The organism is Symbiopectobacterium sp. RP, from assembly GCF_050472005.1.
Taxonomy (GTDB): Bacteria; Pseudomonadota; Gammaproteobacteria; order Enterobacterales; family Enterobacteriaceae; genus Symbiopectobacterium.
Map to the genome: position 1 here is coordinate 1726945 of NZ_JBGOGS010000001.1, position 17416 is coordinate 1744360.

Here is a 17416-nt window from a genome sequence, read left to right on the forward strand (position 1 = left end):
AAAAAGCCAGCCCGGAGGCGAGCCTGTACACGAGATTGTGTAATTGCCTGATTTTGATATGTTCAATCCAACATCAAAAGCAGGTTACTTTATGGACGAAAAACAGTTACAGGCTCTGGCTAACGAGCTGGCCAAAAATCTCAAAACCCCTGACGCTCTCAACCAGTTTGATCGCCTGCTGAAAAAGATCAGCCTTGAAGCTGCCCTTAATGCTGAAATGACCCATCACCTCGGGCATGAGAAGCACCAGTCCAAATCTGGAACTAACACGCGCAATGGCTACTCCACAAAGACTGTTACCACCGGCGATGGTCCGCTGGAACTGCGTACACCACGTGATCGTGATGCTTCCTTTGAACCGCAACTGGTGAAGAAGAACTAGACCCGGCTCACCGGGATGGATAACCAGATTTTATCGTTGTATGCCAAAGGGATGAGCACCCGCGAAATTGCCGCTGCGTTCAAAGAACTGTATAGCCAAGCGACATTATTTTGATAACAATTAGCTGTATTTTTTTGCCACATATCAGGGCATTGGCTGTAATCATTTTTAAGTCGGTTGACTATATGACGCGGATGTCTCACCCGCCCTAGTATCGAAGGTCACCGATGCCGTTATGGAGCAGGTTGTTGAATGGCAAAATCGCTCCCTAGATGCGGTTTATCCCATTGTTTACCTTGACTGTATCGTTCTGAAAGTCCGGCAGGACAGCAGCGTTATAGCCAAGCGACATTATTTTGATAACAATTAGCTGTATTTTTTTACCACATATCAGGGCATTGGCTGTAATCATTTTTAAGTCGGTTGGCTATATCAATAAGTCTGTTTTCCTGGCGCTGGGTATCAATATCGAAGTCCTGAAAGAGCTACTGGGGATGTGGCTGGCCGAAAATGAAGGCGCAAAGTTCTGGTTGAACGTGCTGAGAGAACTGAAAAACCGTGGCCTGACCGACATCCTCATTGCCTGTGTGGACGGCCTGAAAGGGTTCCCGGATGCCATCAACACGGTCTACCCGGAAGCCCGCATCCAGTTGTGCATCGTGCACATGGTGCGCAACAGTCTGCGCTTCGTTGCCTGGAAGGACGATAAGGCGGTAACACGCGACCTCAAAGCAGTGTATCAGGCTCCAAGCGAAGAGGCCGCGCTTCAGGCGCTGGAGACGTTCGGTGGGACATGGGATCACCGCTATCCGCAGATAAGCAGGAGCTGGCAGTCAAACTGGGCCAACCTGTCGACATTCTTCTCGTACCCGCAGGAACTTCGCAAGGTAATCTACACGACGAACGCTATAGAATCACTGAACAGCGTGCTCCGGCATGCACAATCAAGAAACGCAAGGTGTTCCCGACTGATGACTCGGTGAAGAAGGTCGTATGGCTGGCAATCCAGGCGGCATCACAGAAATGGACGATGCCCTTACAGGACTGACGTATGGCAATGAGTCGCTTTATTATCGAGTTCGGTGACCGCCTTGACGGTCACTTCTGAGGAAAGGCATTTACACAAAATCTTAAACAGGCTCAATTAACGCAGCAGAGACAGAACAGTCTGCGGAACCTGGTTAGCTTGAGCCAATACAGCAGTACCAGCCTGTTGCAGAATCTGGTTTTTGCTCATGTTAGACACTTCGGTCGCCACATTAGCATCTTCAATACGGCTACGTGCATCAGTCAGGTTAGCTACGGTATTGTTCAGGTTAGTGATGGTGGATTCAAAACGGTTCTGAATCGCACCCAGATCACTACGTTGCGTATCAACGGCTTTCAGTGCAGCGTACACATCAGCCAATACGGTAGTACCCAAAACGTCAACACCTTTGGCGCCAACTTGACGTTGACCAGCAGCAGTACCTTTACCGGCAACAGTAACCTGGCCACCAGAAGCAGCGGCAGAACCAGCGGGATCAAATTTGTTCCAGCCAGAGTTGCCTTTCAGGATGAAGCTGATAGCTTCTTTATCGTTAACACCGACCTGGATGGAAATAGACGTATCAGCATTGCTTTTGGACAGCATTTTGATACCGTTGAACTGAGTCTGAGAAGCAATGCGGTCAATTTCTTCCAAACGTTGGTTAACTTCAGACTGGATGGAGTCGATGTCAGATGCAGAGTTAGTACCATTCTGTGCCTGAACAGACAGTTCACGGATACGTTGCAGGTTGTCGTTGATTTCGTTCAGAGAACCTTCAGCAGTCTGCGTGATTGAGATACCGTCGTTGGCGTTACGAGCAGCCTGAGTCAGACCTTTGATGTTCGCGGTGAAACGGTTAGCAATCGCCTGACCAGCTGCATCATCTTTAGCGCTGTTGATGCGATAGCCTGAAGACAGACGTTTAATAGATGTCCCCAGTGCGGAGTAAGATTTATTCAGGTTATTTTGTGCTACCACCGACAGGCTGTTAGTGTTGATCACTGCCATAGTTGTATTCCTTTTTCAATTCAAGTCAGTTAGGGGGACAGCGTCTGCCGCCCACGGTTTCATCACCGTCCTACCTGATATCGGCGCTCCTTTCGGAAGCTTTAATGATTTTTTAAAATTTCCTTTGTATTAGTCGCGACTAGATCTGACACTGGACCTTGAAAGGTTGAGAGTTACCGGTTTTGATATGGGTGTCTAATCCTTAAACAAAACGCGAGGTAACTCTCATGCTTCATACTAACAATCCCATTATCAAACACAAAGCCGGCCTGCTCAATCTCGCCGAAGAACTCGGTAATGTATCAAAAGCCTGCAAGAGCATGGGCGTGTCACGCGATACATTTTACCGTTATCAGGAACTGGCTGCTGAAGGCGGCATTGATGCGCTGGTTAACCAGAACCGCCGGGTTCCGAACCTGAAGAACCGCGCCGACGAAGCCACTGAACGCGCGGTTGTTGATTATGCTATTGAGTTCCCGCCCCATGGGCAGCACCGGACCAGTAATGAGCTGCGTAAAAAAGGCGTGTTTATCTCCGGCAGCGGCGTGCGCTCCATCTGGCAACGACACGACCTGGAGAACTTCCGTAAACGCCTGAAGGCGCTTGAGGAAAAGGTCGCCAGAGAAGGCATTGTCCTTACCGACGCTCAAATCGCAGCCTTGGAGAAGAAGGCGCACGATGATGAGGCCTGCGGTGAAATCGAGACGGCACATCCCGGGTATCTGGGCTCGCAGGACACCTTCTACGTGTGCAATCTGAAGGGGGTGGGCAGTATCTACCAGCAGACGTTCGTGGATACGTACTCGAAAGTGGCACACTGCAAGCTGTATACGAATAAAACACCGCTCACCGCCGCCGACCTGCTCAATGATCGCGTACTCCCGTTCTACGAGGCTCAGGGACTGCCGGTGCTGAGAATACTGACCGACAGGGGTACGGAGTACTGTGGTAAAGTGGAGCAGCATGATTATCAGCTTTATCTGGCTATCAACGATATCGGGCACACGAAAACGAAGGCGATGTCTCCGCAGACGAACGGCATCTGCGAGCGCTTCCATAAAACCATTTTGCAGGATTTTTATCAGGTTACGTTCGGCAAGAAGTTATATGGAGACCTGGAAAGCCTGCAGGTAGATCTGGACAACTGGTTGTGGCATTACAATAATGAGCGAACTCATCAGGGAAAAATGTGCTGCGGGCGTACGCCGATGTCCACTTTACTCGATGGAAAACGGATCTGGGCAGAAAAGAATCTGAAGCAGATGTAATCTGACAGACACCTGTATAAATAATCGATAACTGTCAGATCAGGTCTGAGCTAGTACACTGATTAAAATACGCTGTAGCGGATGCCATCGTGCCATCTCAGTTCTGCTGAAAGATTATACTAAACTTTGGAGTTATTAGCAAATCTGGTGTATGGCGATCAGGCTACGTTCCGCTCTGATGCTTCGTGAATCTGTTCTCCATCCTTAAATTGGACGTTGCTTACAACCAGGGTCAGCAGGTCAAATCCTCTTAGTCGATTCCAGCTTTTCTGAGCTGACTGGAGCAGCTTAAATACCATTGACAGGGTTGTTTCTCTCGAACCATCGTTCTTCGCGCGTCTGCTTCGTAGCCTCACAGTCGCAAAAGCCGATTCAATCGGATTTGTCGTTCTTATTGACGCCCAGTGCTCTGACGGGAAGTCGTAGAATGCCAGCAGTTCTTCTCGAGCTTTCTCCAGCTTCTTCATCGCTGCAGGATACTTCGCTGAAAACCTTGCCAACAAAACATCAAAGGCTTCATTAGCGGCATCGCGGCTCTTTGCTAGCCAAACCTCCCGCAGCTCAGCCTTAACTTTCGGTTGCATGGCTTTGGGGAGTGAAGCCAACACATTAGCGGTTTTGTGCACCCAACAGCGTTGGTGCTGCGTGTCCGGGAATATCTTTGCCATTGTATTCCAAAAACCAAGGGCACCGTCTCCCGTAGCCAGCTTGGGAGATACGGTTAGGCCACGTGCTCGCAGGCCATTAAGAAGTTCGGCCCAGTTTGCTTCTGACTCTCGATAACCATCTTCGACCGCAACCAGCTCCTTACGTCCATGCTCAGTGGCGCCGATAATGACCAGCAGGCAAAGGCAATCATCTTGCCTGACATGGCTGTATATGCCATCGGCCCAGAAATAAACGTATAGCTAAACGACTTAATTTTGATTGCATTATTTAAATGAGCTATTCAATTGATTTTAGACGTAAAGTGATATCTACACGGGAAGAAGAAGGGTTGAGTATCCGAGAAACAGCGAAGCAATTTCGGATTGGCCCTGCCTCTGTATCGCGTTGGATTAATCAAATAGCGTCAAAAGCATCGACCACGCGTCAGCGAAAGAGCGATAAATCCGAGTTGATAAAAGATGTTGAACCATATCCAGATGCTTACCAAAAAGAACGTGCAGAGCGTTTTGGCGTTTGTCAGAAGGCCATTTGGCACGCTCTTAAAAAGTTGGGATTGACCTATAAAAAAAATTCTACCTCATCCGAAAGCCGAAGAAAGCGCCCTGCAAGCATTTCAACAAAAAATACAACAGTATGAAAAAAAGGAAAACCTATTGTTTTTATTGATGAAAGTGGTTTTCCACACGATACCCCACGGACTCACGGCTATTCCCCAAAAGGTCAACGGTGTTTTGGCCTGAAGAACTGGGGAGCCAAGGGAAGAACAAATGTTATCGGCGCTTTATAGAAAAACGACTTAAAAATGATTACAGCCAATGCCCTGATATGTGGCAAAAAAATACAGCTAATTGTTATCAAAATAATGTCGCTTGGCTATATTAGGCACAACGCTGTTTGCTATCGGATTATTTGATATCAATATTAACAGCGATGTTTTCTATTCTTGGGTCACACAAGTTCTTATCCCAGTACTCCCTAAAAACAGGGTAATCGTGATGGACAATGCAACTTTTCACAAAAAACATAATATTCAACAAGTCATCATCGATGCAGGGTATATGGTGGAGTATTTGCCTACATATTCGCCAGATCTTAACCCCATTGAGCATAAATGGGCACAAGCAAAAAGCAAAAAAAGAGAGAGTGGTTGCGATACAGAGATTTTGTTCTCAGTCCATATGGTGTAATCAAAATTAAATCGCTTGGCTATAGCGCGTATCGCTTAAATCACGCAGGCACCATTGCCTGTGCTCTTCAAGCCATTGCTGTTTCAGTCTGCTGATGGTACTGGCAGAGAGGCCATTAGCTTTTTCACCGAGAAGCGCCCTCAGGGCTTCGTGAAAATCACCGGTGGATATGCCTCGCAGGTACAGCCATGGTAGCAACTCTTCGACGCTTTTTGCAGGTTTCAGATAAGGCGTCAACAACGCGCTGTTGAAGCATATTCCGTTGCCGCTGCGCTCCCTGACCTTAGGTACTTTAATTTCAACATCCCCAATACCCGTCTGTATGGTTCGCGGGGGCAAATAGCCGTTACGAACGACAGGATGACGCCCGTCGTCAAGGCGGCGTTCAGCATGTTGTTGCAGCATGGCTTCGAGCTCAACCTCAACGGCGGCAGCTATCAGTTACCTGGCACCATTACGAATGAGTTCATGCAAGGGATCACCGGCAATATCTGGTTCTGCGGAGAGCTGTAGGGTAGACTTTTTCATGGGGTATCACCTCTCTGTTGTTGAAATCATCCACGAAATCAATCAGCAGGATACGCCACCCTCCCCGAAACCCCGTACACCAGAAATGAGCATAACTTTAAACTTTGTTCATTATTTGCCGATAAGCTTCTAGAAGGCATTAACCTATTCATAAGGAATTACCATGGCAAGCATCAGCTCCACAGGTTCCACCAGCGGAATGAGCGATATTCTTTCGAAATTAACAACCAATGAACAGACTCGCTTAACCTCGGTAAAGGCACAACAAACGCTTTACGAAAACCGAGATAAAGCCTTTGACACCCTTAAGAGTGCACTAGAAAAGCTGAACACTGCCGCAGAAGCATTGACCAAAGCAAGCAGCATCAATAAAACCAGTGTCAGCAGCACCAATACCGCCTTCACTGCAACAACGGATAGCAAAGCAACTAACGGCAATTACAGTGTAGAAGTGAAGACACTTGCTACCGCGCAATCCTTGATCTCGGGTGAGTTTGCCAGCAATACAGCACAGCAGGGTTCAGCGACAGAAAACAATACCCGGACCCTGACTATCAGCCAGCCAGGTCAGGATAAACCACTTGAAATCAAACTGACCGATAACCAAACATCATTAGTGGGCATCCGTGATGCAATTAATAAGGCTAATGGCAATGTTGGTGCGAGTATCATCAAAGTGGATGACGATACTTATTATTTGTCTATCACGGCCAAAGACACTGGCAGCGATGCCAAGATGACTATCAGCGTCACCGGTGATGACACGCTGAATAGCAAATTGAATTATACCTCCGATACAGGTGCTGGCAGTGGTGCAATGACGCAGCAGACTGCCGCGCAAAATGCATCAATAAAGCTTAATGGCATGACGATTGAGCGTCAAAGTAACACGATTTCTGACGCTATTGACGGCGTTACATTAACCTTGAAATCCCAAACAGCGACGAACTCATCAGAGACATTATCAATCGCCATTGATATTGCGCCGATGAAGACAGCCGTTCAAAATTACGTCGATGCGTACAATGCACTGCAGACGACAATTGGTACCTTGACCAAATACACAGAGGTAGATCCTGGTTCTGATGCACAAAGCACCAGTAACGGTGTATTGCTTGGTAACAGGACTGTCCGTGGTATCCAGACCTCATTGAAAACACAAATCTCCTCCGCTCAGAGCGGTATGGATATCAGTACGCTTAACGAAATGGGCGTTAAACAAAACCCCAAAACCGGCATGCTTGAGATTGATAGCGATAAGCTAACAACTGCACTGACAGATAATTCCAGTCAGGTATTAGATTTCTTCGTCGGCGACGGAAAAACCACCGGCTACGCTACACAAGTCACTAATTATTTAGACAACGTTCTTGATTCCAGCAAAGGGGCAATCCAAACCGCCAAAGACAGTATTGCAGCGACGCTGAAAACCATTAAGAAAACCTACGATCGCACTCAGCAAAGTATCGAAGATACTATTGCGCGCTATAAAGCGCAGTTTGCCCAGTTAGATATGTTGGTTTCTAAAATGAATAGCACCAGCGAATATCTGGCAACACAACTCGCTGCCTTAAGCAAAAGTAGTTAATGGAGAAAGTCACTGATGTACAGCAGAAATGGCAGCCAGGCCTATGCCCAAGTTGGCCTGGAAAGCAGTGTGATGAGCGCCAGACCACATCAGCTCATTGTTCTGCTTTTTGACGGTGCGTGCAGTGCGTTGGTCCGTGCGCGGATTTTATTACAGCAGAATGATATTGTTGGTAAAGGTTACGCTTTATCCAAAGCTATCGATATCATCACGAATGGCCTTAAAGCGGGCTTGGACATAGAAAAAGGCGGTGAGTTGGCAGAGAACCTTGCAGCCCTTTATGATTACATGGTTCAACGTTTAATGATTGCTAACTTGCATAATGATGCAAAAATTATCGACGAAGTTGAAACATTGCTTAATAGCATCTCTGATGCTTGGCGCCAGATTGGCCCTACACCGCAAGCGGTACAGAGCGGAGCAGCATAAATGACAACGCCTTCGCAACTGCTAAAGGATTATCAGCAACTTCAGCTACTGAGCCGACATATATTGGCTCTTGCTAACAACGGCGCATGGGATGAAGTGGTCGAACAAGAGATTATCTACATCCAGTCGGTGAAGAATCTGAGCAAGATGCCGATTCCCGATAATCTGGACAGTGTGATGCAGTTGCAATTTCGCAAAATTTTGCGAGAAATCATAGAAAGTGAAGCGCAAATAAAAGAGTTACTGCAAAAACGCATGGATGAGCTGAGTTCATTAATGCAAGCGTCAGTTAAGCAGCATAGTGTCAATGCAGCCTACGGTGAATTCTCACCCCAAGGTGTTATTCCTGGCAATATTAATCCTCAAGAGTGACGGTGCCAGGGCAATTTGCTGCATGATGCAAGAGCCTGTACACGAGATTGTGTAATTGCCTAGTTTTGATATGTTCAATCCAACATCAAAAGCAGGTTACTTTATGGACGAAAAACAGTTACAGGCTCTGGCTAACGAGCTGGCCAAAAATCTCAAAACCCCTGACGCTCTCAACCAGTTTGATCGCCTGCTGAAAAAGATCAGCGTTGAAGCTGCCCTTAATGCTGAAATGACCCATCACCTCGGGCATGAGAAGCCCCAGTCCAAATCTGGAACTAACACGCGCAATGGCTACTCCACAAAGACTGTTACCACCGGCGATGGTCCGCTGGAACTGCGTACACCACGTGATCGTGATGGTTCCTTTGAACCGCAACTGGTGAAGAAGAACCAGACCCGGATCACCGGGATGGATAACCAGATTTTATCGTTGTATGCCAAAGGGATGACCACCCGCAAAATTGCCGCTGCGTTCAAAGAACTGTATGACGCGGATGTCTCACCCGCCCTGGTATCGAAGGTCACCGATGCCGTTATGGAGCCGGTTGTTGAATGGCAAAACCGCCCCCTGGATGCGGTTTATCCCATTGTTTACCTTGACTGTATCGTTCTGAAAGTCCGGCAGGACAGCCGCGTTATCAATAAGTCTGTGTTCCTGGCGCTGGGTATCAATATCGAAGGCCAGAAAGAGCTACTGGGGATGTGGCTGGCCGAAAATGAAGGCGCAAAGTTCTGGCTGAACGTGCTGACAGAACTGAAAAACCGTGGCCTGACCGACATCCTCATTGCCTGTGTGGACGGCCTGAAAGGGTTCCCGGATGCCATCAACACGGTCTACCCGGAAGCCCGCATCCAGTTGTGCATCGTGCACATGGTGCGCAACAGTCTGCGCTTCGTTGCCTGGAAGGACTATAAGGCGGTAACACGCGACCTCAAAGCAGTGTATCAGGCTCCAGCCGAAGAGGCCGCGCTTCAGGCGCTGGTGACGTTCGGTGGGACATGGGATCACCGCTATCCGCAGATAAGCCGGAGCTGGCAGTCAAACTGGGCCAACCTGTCGACATTCTTCTCGTACCCGCAGGAACTTCGCAAGGTAATCTACACGACGAACACTATAGAATCACTGAACAGCGTGCTCCGGCATGCAATCAAGAAACGCAAGGTGTTCCCAACTGATGACTCGGTGAAGAAGGTCGTATGGCTGGCAATCCAGGCGGCATCACAGAAATGGACGATGCCCTTACAGGACTGGCGTATGGCAATGAGTCGCTTTATTATAGCCAACCGACTTAAAAATGATTACAACAGATGCCCTGATATGCGGCAAAAAAGCATAGCTGGCTGTTATCAAAGTAATGTCGGTTGGCTATATCGAGTTCGGTGACCGCCTTGACGGTCACTTCTGAGGAAAGGCATTTACACAAAATCTTAAACAGGCTCTACCCCACGGCTACGTGACTGACAAACTGCCTTAACGCTGTCATTCCCGTGCAAGCGCGAATCTCTTTCACGCTAAACGCACACCCTCTGTACCGTGCCCCCGGCCTACGCCGGGGACGAAGGGATAAGGATGGATGTTGTTAGTTAGCCACCACGGCTTACTTTGCGCTTTTCTTGGCAGCAGGTTTTTCTGCTTTAGCAGCCGGTTTAGCATCAGCGTCTGCCTTGATATCCAGCAGTTCCACTTCAAACACCAGCGTAGAGTTCGCCGGAATACCCGGGACGCCATTTTCGCCGTAAGCTAACTCTGGCGGAATAACCAGTTTGATTTTCCCGCCTTTTTTAACCTGCTTCAGCCCTTCAGTCCAGCCTGGGATAACGCCGTCAAGACGGAAGGAGAGCGGTTCGCCACGTTTGTAAGAGTTATCAAACTCGCTACCATCAACCAGCGTACCTTTGTAGTTAACCACTACGGTATCGCTCTCTTTCGGCGCTGCGCCCGTACCCTCTTTTTCTACCTGATACAGCAGGCCAGATTCCGTTTTCTTCACGCCTTTTTCTTTGGCAAATGCATCACGGAATTTGGTACCTTTTTCTGCGCTTTCTTTAGCATCCTGCTTCATTTTCGCTTCTGCTGCGGTTTTCACGCGCGTTTCGAAACCTTGCAGGGTCTTCTCAATCTCTTCATCGCTCAGCTTGCTCTTGTCAGCGAACGCGTCCTGAACGCCGGCAATCAACTGGTCTTTATTCAGCGTAATGCCCAGTTTTTCTTGCTCTTTCAGGGAATTATCCATGTAACGCCCCAAGGAAGCCCCCAGTGCATAAGCGGCGGCATCCTCATCGCTCTTGAATTTTGCCGCTGGGGCCGCATCGGACGCTTTGGTCGCTTCTGCTGCCATTACCAAGTTAGCATTCAGCGTCAGTGCCATCGTCGTCGCTAACAGCGTTACTTTAAATAGTGATCTCATCTATCATCTCCCGGTCTGAAACGACAGGTTCCAGAAACATTAATCGTAAATGCGCGACTACTATAACTGCGGGTATCGAGACAACACAACGACACACAACAATCCTTTGATAAAATTCCCTGAATTATTCATAGGCCCATTTTCCGACCTCGTCGATGTACGGAGGTTCCGAATATTCGGCTAGATATAGCTAAACGACTTAATTTTGAACACATTATTTAAATGAGCTATTCAATTGATTTTAGACGTAAAGTGATATCTACACGGGAAGAAGAAGGGTTGAGTATCCGAGAAACAGCGAGGCTTTGTTGAATAATAGTGAGTCATGCTGTTTTGCCAAGCCAGTTTTGGTAGAAAATGCTTTTCACCTCAGGTTTACAGTTTTCTTATGAGGCCTAACTGCATGATTTTGCGTTGCGAGGATCTGTCGTTTCACCGGGGGTGCAGCATAAAATATGTTTATTCAACAAAGCCAAACAGCGAAGCAATTTCGGATTGGCCCTGCCTCTGTATTGCGTTGGATTAATCAAATAGCGTCAAAAGCATCGACCACGCGTCAGCGAAAGATCGATAAATCCGAGTTGATAAAAGATGTTGAACCATATCCAGATGCTTACCAAAAAGAACGTGCAGAGCGTTTTGGCGTTTGTCAGAAGGCCATTTGGCCAGCTCTTAAAAAGCTGGGATTGACCTATAAAAAAACGCTACGTCATCCGAAAGCCGACGAAAGCGCCCGGCAAGCATTTCAACAAAAAATGCAACAGTATGAAAAAAAGGAAAAACTATTGTTTTTATTGATGGAAGTGGTTTTCCACACGATACCCCACGGACTCACGGCTATTCCCCAAAAGGTCAACGGTGTTTTGGCCTGAAGAACGGGGGAGCCAAGGGAAGAACAAATGTTATCGGCGCTTTATTAGGCACAATGCTGTTTGCTATCGGATTATTTGATATCAATATTAACAGCGATGTTTTCTATTCCTGGGTCACACAAGTCCTTATCCCAGTACTCCCTAAAAACAGGGTAATCGTGATGGACAATGCAACTTTTCACAAAAAACATAATATTCAACAAGTCATCATCGATGCAGGGTATATGGTGGAGTATTTGCCTACATATTCGCCAGATCTTAACCCCATTGAGCATAAATGGGCACAAGCAAAAAGCAAAAAAAGAGAGAGTGGTTGCGATACAGAGATTTTGTTCTCAGTCCATATGGTGTAATCAAAATTAAGTCGCTTTGCTATACGACAAAATACAGAGGAATCGTAATGCCCCATACGCAACTAGAGCAACGTATTGAAATGCTTGAAAGCAAGCTGGCTTTTCAGGAGCTCACCATTGATGATTTGAATCAGACGGTCGTCCAACATGAATTGGAAATGGTGAAAATCCGTGAGCACCTACGCCTGTTAGTGGAAAAATTGAAAGCGACGTCCCCTTCTCTTCTCGCCTCGCAGTCCGAAGAGACGCCACCGCCACACTATTAACCAATAACGCTGGCGCATCCGTGCCTATACGGTTGCGCCAGATCACACATTTTTCCGATGACACTAAAAAGAGAACATCATGACCAAAATTATAGCCAAGCGACTTAATTTTGATTACACCATATGGACTGAGAACAAAATCTCTGTATCGCAACCACTCTCTCTTTTTTTGCTTTTTGCTTGTGCCCATTTATGCTCAATGGGGTTAAGATCTGGCGAATATGTAGGCAAATACTCCACCATATACCCTGCATCGATGATGACTTGTTGAATATTATGTTTTTTGTGAAAAGTTGCATTGTCCATCACGATTACCCTGTTTTTAGGGAGTACTGGGATAAGGACTTGTGTGACCCAGGAATAGAAAACATCGCTGTTAATATTGATATCAAATAATCCGATAGCAAACAGCATTGTGCCTAATAAAGCGCCGATAACATTTGTTCTTCCCTTGGCTCCCCCGTTCTTCAGGCCAAAACACCGTTGACCTTTTGGGGAATAGCCGTGAGTCCGTGGGGTATCGTGTGGAAAACCACTTCCATCAATAAAAACAATAGTTTTTCCTTTTTTTCATACTGTTGCATTTTTTGTTGAAATGCTTGCCGGGCGCTTTCGTCGGCTTTCGGATGACGTAGCGTTTTTTTATAGGTCAATCCCAGCTTTTTAAGAGCTGGCCAAATGGCCTTCTGACAAACGCCAAAACGCTCTGCACGTTCTTTTTGGTAAGCATCTGGATATGGTTCAACATCTTTTATCAACTCGGATTTATCGATCTTTCGCTGACGCGTGGTCGATGCTTTTGACGCTATTTGATTAATCCAACGCAATACAGAGGCAGGGCCAATCCGAAATTGCTTCGCTGTTTCTCGGGCACTCACCCCTTCTTCTTCCCGTGTAGATATCACTTTACGTCTAAAATCAATTGAATAGCTCATTTAAATAATGTGATCAAAATTAAGTCGCTTAGCTATAAGCATCACAATCAAGTTGCGAGCGTCCATCTGAAGCCAGTTTTTCATTTGATTTTCGGGGAATAACCGTTTTTATCCCTCTTTTTTTCAAATCGTTACGTAGTGCATTCCCAGAGTAGGCTTTGTCAGCCAGTACTGCATGGCCACGACGCTTCATGCTGCCGTTCTGGCGTTGCACGCCAATTCCGTCCAAGAGTCGTAACGCAAACAGGCTTTCGTGACCCTGCCCAGCACTCAGTACGATGTTTAGCGGGATGCCGCTTCCGTCAGTCGCCATGTGGATTTTGGTGCCATAACCACCTCGTGAGCGACCTAGGCTATTATTATTGGTAATATCGAGATGTTTTTTTGAGCGCCAGCCGCACATTTGAGCGCATGGATATTACTGCCATCCAGCGCAGTGGCTGACCAGTCAACAACTCCATGAGCATCAAGAAATGAAAGTAACTTATTGAAAATAATCTTAATGATTCCAGACTTTGACCATCTATTGAAACGGTTATAAACAGTTTTCCATGGGCCGTAACGTTCAGGTAAATCACGCCATGGTGCGCCTGAACACGTTATCCAGAACATGCCGTTGAAGATTTTTCGATGTTCTGCCCACGACCGGCAGGCCCGCGGAGATGTCAAAACGGTTGGCAACAAGGGCTCAATGATTACCCATGCTTCATCAGAAAGATCGTAGCGAGCCATAATCAAAAGTGTTGTAGAAACAGATGGATACTATAGCTCAAGCAATTAAGGGACACAGCCTAGAATATCGACGCGGTTATATCTGTGGATATGCGTATAACCTGGCGGAGGCGGTGGGCGATCGACAAAAAGCCGCGTTTGAGGCAGGTCTGCTCTCACGGCGCTATGGGCTGGAGCGTGACCGTATCGCTGAGTTTTTTAGTGAATACGGCAATCCACAAACCGTGGTTTATTTTTATGCCGGTTATGATACGTCGGGAAGGAATGAGGCAGTACGTATGGCACATTAAACACAATACCGCTCTCTTCACACTGCACGCTACATAGCAGTGAAACACCTGCGCAGTACCCCATGCTGACGTGTGCAATACGCGCGGTTTTTACATGCTCAGGGAATTTTCCCCCGTTCATTGATTTTTGCCTTTCTGGCCTCATGTTAATCAATAATTCGCTTTTTTTTGCCAGCGCTGCCGCTCGCGCGACTGCCCTTATCGCTGGCTGACACATAACGATAGGACCGTGATATGACGAATCCATTATTGACCCCGTTTACCCTGCCTCCCTTTTCCACCATCACTGTTGATGACATCGTCCCCGCCGTTCAGTCTGCGCTGGCAGACTGTCGCAGTGCGGTTGAGCGCGTGGTCGCGCAGGGTGCACCGTTCACCTGGGAAAATCTGTGTCAACCGCTGGCAGAGAGCGACGATCGTCTGGGCCGTCTGTTCTCCCCGATCGGCCATCTCAATGCCGTGAAAAATAGCCCTGAGCTGCGTGCTGCCTATGAGCAATGTTTGCCGCTACTCTCTGAATACAGCACCTGGGTTGGACAACACACCGGGTTGTATCAGGCGTATCGCGACCTGAAAGAAGGATCCCACTACGCTACATTGAGCGTCGCGGAGAAAAAAGCGGTGGATAATGCGCTGCGTGACTTCGAACTGTCCGGTATCGGTTTGCCGCCGGAAAAACAGAAACGCTATGGCGAAATTGCCGCGCGTCTGTCTGAACTGGGCGCGCAGTACAGCAACAACGTGCTCGACGCCACCATGGGTTGGAATAAACACATCACTGACGTTGCGCAGCTTGAAGGGATGCCGGAAAGCGCACTGGCCGCCGCCGCCGCACAAGCCGAGGCTAAAGGACTGGAAGGTTGGCTGTTGACGCTGGATATCCCCAGCTATCTGCCTGTCATGACCTACTGTGCCAATCAGGCGCTGCGTGAAGAGATGTATCGTGCCTACGCAACCCGCGCCTCCGATCAGGGGCCGAATGAGGGCAAATGGGATAACAGCGACGTGATGGCCGAGGAGCTGACACTGCGCCATGAACTGGCGCAACTGTTAGGCTTTGACAGCTTCGCTGATAAGTCCCTTGCCACCAAAATGGCAGAAAATCCACAACAAGTGCTGGATTTCCTCAACGATCTGGCAACGCGTGCCCGCCCACAAGGGGAAGCGGAACTGGCACAACTGCGCGCCTTCGCCAAAGCGCATTATGACGCTGGCGAACTGCAGCCGTGGGACATCACTTACTACAGCGAATTGCAAAAACAACACCTCTACACCATCAGTGATGAGCAACTGCGCCCTTATTTCCCAGAACAACGCGTGGTTGAAGGGCTGTTTGAAGTGGTGAAGCGCATTTACGGCATCACAGCCAAAGAGCGCCACGACGTAGACGTATGGCACCCCGAAGTACGTTTCTTTGACCTGTTTGATGAAAACGGCGAACTACGCGGCAGCTTCTATCTCGATCTCTATGCGCGCGAACACAAGCGTGGCGGTGCTTGGATGGATGACTGTGCGGGACGCCTGCGCAAAAGCAACGGTGAACTGCAAAAACCGGTGGCCTATCTGGTATGTAATTTCAACCGCCCAGTCAACGGTAAACCCGCGCTGTTCACCCACGATGAAGTCACCACGTTGTTCCATGAATTTGGTCACGGCCTGCATCATATGCTGACGCAGATCGATACCGCAGGGGTAGCTGGCATTAGCGGTGTGCCATGGGATGCCGTCGAACTGCCGAGCCAGTTTATGGAAAACTGGTGTTGGGAGCCGGAAGCGTTGGAGTTTATCTCCGGTCACTACGAAACCGGCGAACCGCTGCCACAAGCCACGCTGGACAAGATGCTGGCAGCCAAAAACTATCAGGCGGCGTTATTTATCCTGCGCCAGCTTGAGTTCGGCCTGTTCGATTTCCGTCTGCATGCGGAACACGATCCGGCAAAAGGTGCTCAAATTCTGCCGACACTGGCCGATGTCAAAGCCAAGGTCGCCGTCGTGCCAAGCCCAAGCTGGAATCGCTTCCCGCACGCCTTCAGCCACATCTTCGCAGGCGGCTATGCCGCAGGCTACTACAGCTACCTGTGGGCGGATGTTCTGGCTGCGGACGCCTACTCGCGCTTTGAAGAAGAAGGGATTTTCAACCGCACCACCGGCCAGTCTTTCCTAGATAATATCCTGTCGCGCGGCGGTTCCGAAGCGCCGATGGATCTGTTCAAGCGCTTCCGTGGGCGTGAGCCGCAACTTGATGCCATGCTGCACCATTATGGTATTAAAGGGTGAATATCAGCCTGCTGATCGAAGAGGGTGCCGATAGAGGCGCCCTTGATGCATTAGCGACACGTTGGGGATTGCAGGACGATCCCAGCGCGACGCTGGCGCTGGTGCTGACACCAGAACGTCTGGAGTTGCGCAAGCAGGATGAAGAGAAGCTCGGCGCTATTTATGTCGATTTCGTCTCTGGTGCAATGGCCCACCGCCGTCGCTTTGGCGGCGGGCGCGGCGAAGCAGTTGCTAAAGCGGTCGGTATCAAAAAGGATTATCTGCCGGACGTCGTAGATGCCACCGCCGGATTAGGCCGTGATGCCTTTGTACTGGCATCGTTAGGCTGTCGTGTACGTATGCTGGAACGTAACCCGGTAGTTGCTGCGCTACTCGACGATGGTTTACGACGTGGTTATGAAGATGCCGAGATAGGCTCATGGCTGCGCGAAAGATTGACACTGATTCACGCCTCAAGCCACACAGCCCTGAGCGATATTACGCCGCCACCGGATGTGGTCTATCTCGATCCCATGTTTCCTCATCGGCAAAAAAGTGCGCTGGTAAAGAAAGAGATGCGGGTGTTTCAATCGCTGGTGGGCGCGGACGACGATGCGGATGCCCTACTGGCTCCCGCGCGAGCGTTGGCGAAAAAGCGCGTGGTGGTAAAACGTCCCGACTACGCCCCACCGCTGGCGGGCATTGCCACTCAATCGATGCTGACCACCAAAAGCCACCGCTTTGATTTTTATAGCCAAGCGATTTAATTTTGATTACATTATTTAAATGAGCTATTCAATTGATTTTAGACGTAAAGTGATATCTACACGGGAAGAATGAAGG

At 48.5% G+C, this 17416-nt stretch carries 17 protein-coding genes and 5 pseudogenes; 15 read left to right on the forward strand and 7 right to left on the reverse strand.

Going from position 1 to position 17416, the window contains the following annotated elements; genetic code table 11:
* Positions 1 to 91 precede the first annotated feature (91 nt).
* Positions 92 to 1430, forward strand: a pseudogene (locus ACD630_RS11610) (IS256 family transposase).
* Positions 1431 to 1526: 96 nt separating this feature from the next.
* Here ACD630_RS11610 and ACD630_RS11615 read toward each other — a convergent pair.
* Entirely contained in the window at positions 1527 to 2420 is an 894-nt protein-coding gene (locus ACD630_RS11615; RefSeq protein ID WP_430359135.1) for a flagellin, read from the reverse strand.
* Between the two features lie 227 nt (positions 2421 to 2647).
* On the opposite strand from ACD630_RS11615, the gene ACD630_RS11620 reads away from it, so the two are divergent.
* Positions 2648 to 3688: an IS481 family transposase gene (locus ACD630_RS11620; protein WP_430359136.1), complete on the forward strand. Its 1041-nt coding sequence runs from the start codon at positions 2648 to 2650 to the stop codon at positions 3686 to 3688.
* 158 nt (positions 3689 to 3846) lie between these two features.
* Here the strand turns inward: ACD630_RS11620 and ACD630_RS11625 are convergent.
* Positions 3847 to 4593 (reverse strand): annotated as a pseudogene (locus ACD630_RS11625) (IS256 family transposase); the annotation flags it as partial.
* Between the two features lie 35 nt (positions 4594 to 4628).
* Between ACD630_RS11625 and ACD630_RS11630 the strand changes: the two are divergent.
* The 3 genes from ACD630_RS11630 (at position 4629) to ACD630_RS11640 (ending at position 5544) form a co-directional block, all read left to right on the forward strand.
* Positions 4629 to 4994 carry an IS630 transposase-related protein gene (locus tag ACD630_RS11630; RefSeq protein WP_430359137.1) on the forward strand — a complete coding sequence of 122 codons (366 nt, stop codon included), beginning with the start codon at positions 4629 to 4631 and terminating at the stop codon, positions 4992 to 4994.
* 24 nt (positions 4995 to 5018) lie between these two features.
* Positions 5019 to 5144: a hypothetical protein gene (locus tag ACD630_RS11635; protein ID WP_430359999.1), complete on the forward strand. Its 126-nt coding sequence runs from the start codon at positions 5019 to 5021 to the stop codon at positions 5142 to 5144.
* A gap of 82 nt (positions 5145 to 5226) precedes the next feature.
* Positions 5227 to 5544 (forward strand): transposase, encoded by a 318-nt coding sequence (locus ACD630_RS11640; RefSeq protein WP_430357859.1) that lies wholly within the window; start codon positions 5227 to 5229, stop codon positions 5542 to 5544.
* A gap of 21 nt (positions 5545 to 5565) precedes the next feature.
* On the opposite strand, the pseudogene ACD630_RS11645 reads toward ACD630_RS11640, so the two are convergent.
* Positions 5566 to 6072, reverse strand: a pseudogene (locus ACD630_RS11645) (transposase); the annotation flags it as partial.
* Positions 6073 to 6235: 163 nt separating this feature from the next.
* On the opposite strand from ACD630_RS11645, the gene fliD reads away from it, so the two are divergent.
* The 4 genes and pseudogenes from fliD to ACD630_RS11665 form a co-directional block, all read left to right on the forward strand.
* Positions 6236 to 7660, forward strand: a complete 1425-nt coding sequence (gene fliD / locus ACD630_RS11650; protein WP_430359138.1) for a flagellar filament capping protein FliD — start codon at positions 6236 to 6238, stop codon at positions 7658 to 7660.
* A 15-nt stretch (positions 7661 to 7675) separates the two neighbouring features.
* Complete coding sequence (fliS, locus tag ACD630_RS11655) at positions 7676 to 8089, forward strand: flagellar export chaperone FliS (RefSeq protein ID WP_430359139.1); 414 nt, start codon at positions 7676 to 7678, stop codon at positions 8087 to 8089.
* Complete coding sequence (fliT, locus tag ACD630_RS11660) at positions 8090 to 8461, forward strand: flagella biosynthesis regulatory protein FliT (protein WP_430359140.1); 372 nt, start codon at positions 8090 to 8092, stop codon at positions 8459 to 8461.
* A gap of 103 nt (positions 8462 to 8564) precedes the next feature.
* Positions 8565 to 9740, forward strand: a pseudogene (locus ACD630_RS11665) (IS256 family transposase); the annotation flags it as partial.
* 319 nt (positions 9741 to 10059) lie between these two features.
* On the opposite strand, the gene fkpA reads toward ACD630_RS11665, so the two are convergent.
* Positions 10060 to 10869, reverse strand: a complete 810-nt coding sequence (gene fkpA / locus ACD630_RS11670) for an FKBP-type peptidyl-prolyl cis-trans isomerase (protein ID WP_430359141.1) — start codon at positions 10867 to 10869, stop codon at positions 10060 to 10062.
* A gap of 455 nt (positions 10870 to 11324) precedes the next feature.
* On the opposite strand from fkpA, the gene ACD630_RS11675 reads away from it, so the two are divergent.
* The 3 genes from ACD630_RS11675 to ACD630_RS11685 are packed head-to-tail and all read left to right on the forward strand — an operon-like array spanning position 11325 to position 12360.
* Positions 11325 to 11741 carry an IS630 transposase-related protein gene (locus tag ACD630_RS11675; protein ID WP_430359142.1) on the forward strand — a complete coding sequence of 139 codons (417 nt, stop codon included), beginning with the start codon at positions 11325 to 11327 and terminating at the stop codon, positions 11739 to 11741.
* The gene (locus ACD630_RS11680; RefSeq protein ID WP_430360000.1) at positions 11663 to 12094 is read left to right on the forward strand and encodes a transposase; all 432 of its coding nucleotides are present in this window, start codon (positions 11663 to 11665) and stop codon (positions 12092 to 12094) included. Before ACD630_RS11675 ends, ACD630_RS11680 begins: the two co-directional genes overlap by 79 nt.
* 47 nt (positions 12095 to 12141) lie before the next feature.
* Positions 12142 to 12360: a protein SlyX gene (locus ACD630_RS11685; RefSeq protein ID WP_430360001.1), complete on the forward strand. Its 219-nt coding sequence runs from the start codon at positions 12142 to 12144 to the stop codon at positions 12358 to 12360.
* Between the two features lie 114 nt (positions 12361 to 12474).
* Here ACD630_RS11685 and ACD630_RS11690 read toward each other — a convergent pair whose 3' ends face one another.
* The 3 genes and pseudogenes from ACD630_RS11690 to ACD630_RS11700 all read right to left on the reverse strand — a co-directional run.
* Entirely contained in the window at positions 12475 to 12915 is a 441-nt protein-coding gene (locus tag ACD630_RS11690) for a transposase (RefSeq protein WP_430360002.1), read from the reverse strand.
* Complete coding sequence (locus tag ACD630_RS11695) at positions 12828 to 13295, reverse strand: IS630 transposase-related protein (protein ID WP_430359143.1); 468 nt, start codon at positions 13293 to 13295, stop codon at positions 12828 to 12830. The genes ACD630_RS11690 and ACD630_RS11695 overlap by 88 nt, the downstream gene beginning before the upstream one ends.
* Before the next feature lie 34 nt (positions 13296 to 13329).
* Positions 13330 to 14027, reverse strand: a pseudogene (locus ACD630_RS11700) (IS5 family transposase); the annotation flags it as partial.
* Between the two features lie 23 nt (positions 14028 to 14050).
* Between ACD630_RS11700 and ACD630_RS11705 the strand changes: the two are divergent.
* The 3 genes from ACD630_RS11705 to rsmJ all read left to right on the forward strand — a co-directional run bounded on the left by ACD630_RS11705 (position 14051) and on the right by rsmJ (position 17340).
* The gene (locus ACD630_RS11705) at positions 14051 to 14317 is read left to right on the forward strand and encodes a DUF2623 family protein (protein ID WP_430359144.1); all 267 of its coding nucleotides are present in this window, start codon (positions 14051 to 14053) and stop codon (positions 14315 to 14317) included.
* A gap of 234 nt (positions 14318 to 14551) precedes the next feature.
* Positions 14552 to 16594, forward strand: a complete 2043-nt coding sequence (gene prlC, locus ACD630_RS11710; RefSeq protein ID WP_430359145.1) for an oligopeptidase A — start codon at positions 14552 to 14554, stop codon at positions 16592 to 16594.
* Positions 16591 to 17340, forward strand: a complete 750-nt coding sequence (gene rsmJ, locus ACD630_RS11715; protein WP_430359146.1) for a 16S rRNA (guanine(1516)-N(2))-methyltransferase RsmJ — start codon at positions 16591 to 16593, stop codon at positions 17338 to 17340. The genes prlC and rsmJ overlap by 4 nt, the downstream gene beginning before the upstream one ends.
* Positions 17341 to 17416 lie beyond the last annotated feature (76 nt).

Bases quoted from the DNA above. Each gene is read 5' to 3' on its own strand.
- ACD630_RS11615 (WP_430359135.1), bottom strand. From the start codon at position 2,420: ATGGCAGTGATCAACACTAACAGCCTGTCGGTGGTAGCACAAAATAAC.
- ACD630_RS11620 (WP_430359136.1), top strand. From the start codon at position 2,648: ATGCTTCATACTAACAATCCCATTATCAAACACAAAGCCGGCCTGCTC.
- ACD630_RS11630 (WP_430359137.1), top strand. From the start codon at position 4,629: ATGAGCTATTCAATTGATTTTAGACGTAAAGTGATATCTACACGGGAA.
- fliD (WP_430359138.1), top strand. From the start codon at position 6,236: ATGGCAAGCATCAGCTCCACAGGTTCCACCAGCGGAATGAGCGATATT.
- fliS (WP_430359139.1), top strand. From the start codon at position 7,676: ATGTACAGCAGAAATGGCAGCCAGGCCTATGCCCAAGTTGGCCTGGAA.
- fliT (WP_430359140.1), top strand. From the start codon at position 8,090: ATGACAACGCCTTCGCAACTGCTAAAGGATTATCAGCAACTTCAGCTA.
- fkpA (WP_430359141.1), bottom strand. From the start codon at position 10,869: ATGAGATCACTATTTAAAGTAACGCTGTTAGCGACGACGATGGCACTG.
- ACD630_RS11675 (WP_430359142.1), top strand. From the start codon at position 11,325: ATGTTTATTCAACAAAGCCAAACAGCGAAGCAATTTCGGATTGGCCCT.
- ACD630_RS11685 (WP_430360001.1), top strand. From the start codon at position 12,142: ATGCCCCATACGCAACTAGAGCAACGTATTGAAATGCTTGAAAGCAAG.
- ACD630_RS11695 (WP_430359143.1), bottom strand. From the start codon at position 13,295: ATGAGCTATTCAATTGATTTTAGACGTAAAGTGATATCTACACGGGAA.
- ACD630_RS11705 (WP_430359144.1), top strand. From the start codon at position 14,051: ATGGATACTATAGCTCAAGCAATTAAGGGACACAGCCTAGAATATCGA.
- prlC (WP_430359145.1), top strand. From the start codon at position 14,552: ATGACGAATCCATTATTGACCCCGTTTACCCTGCCTCCCTTTTCCACC.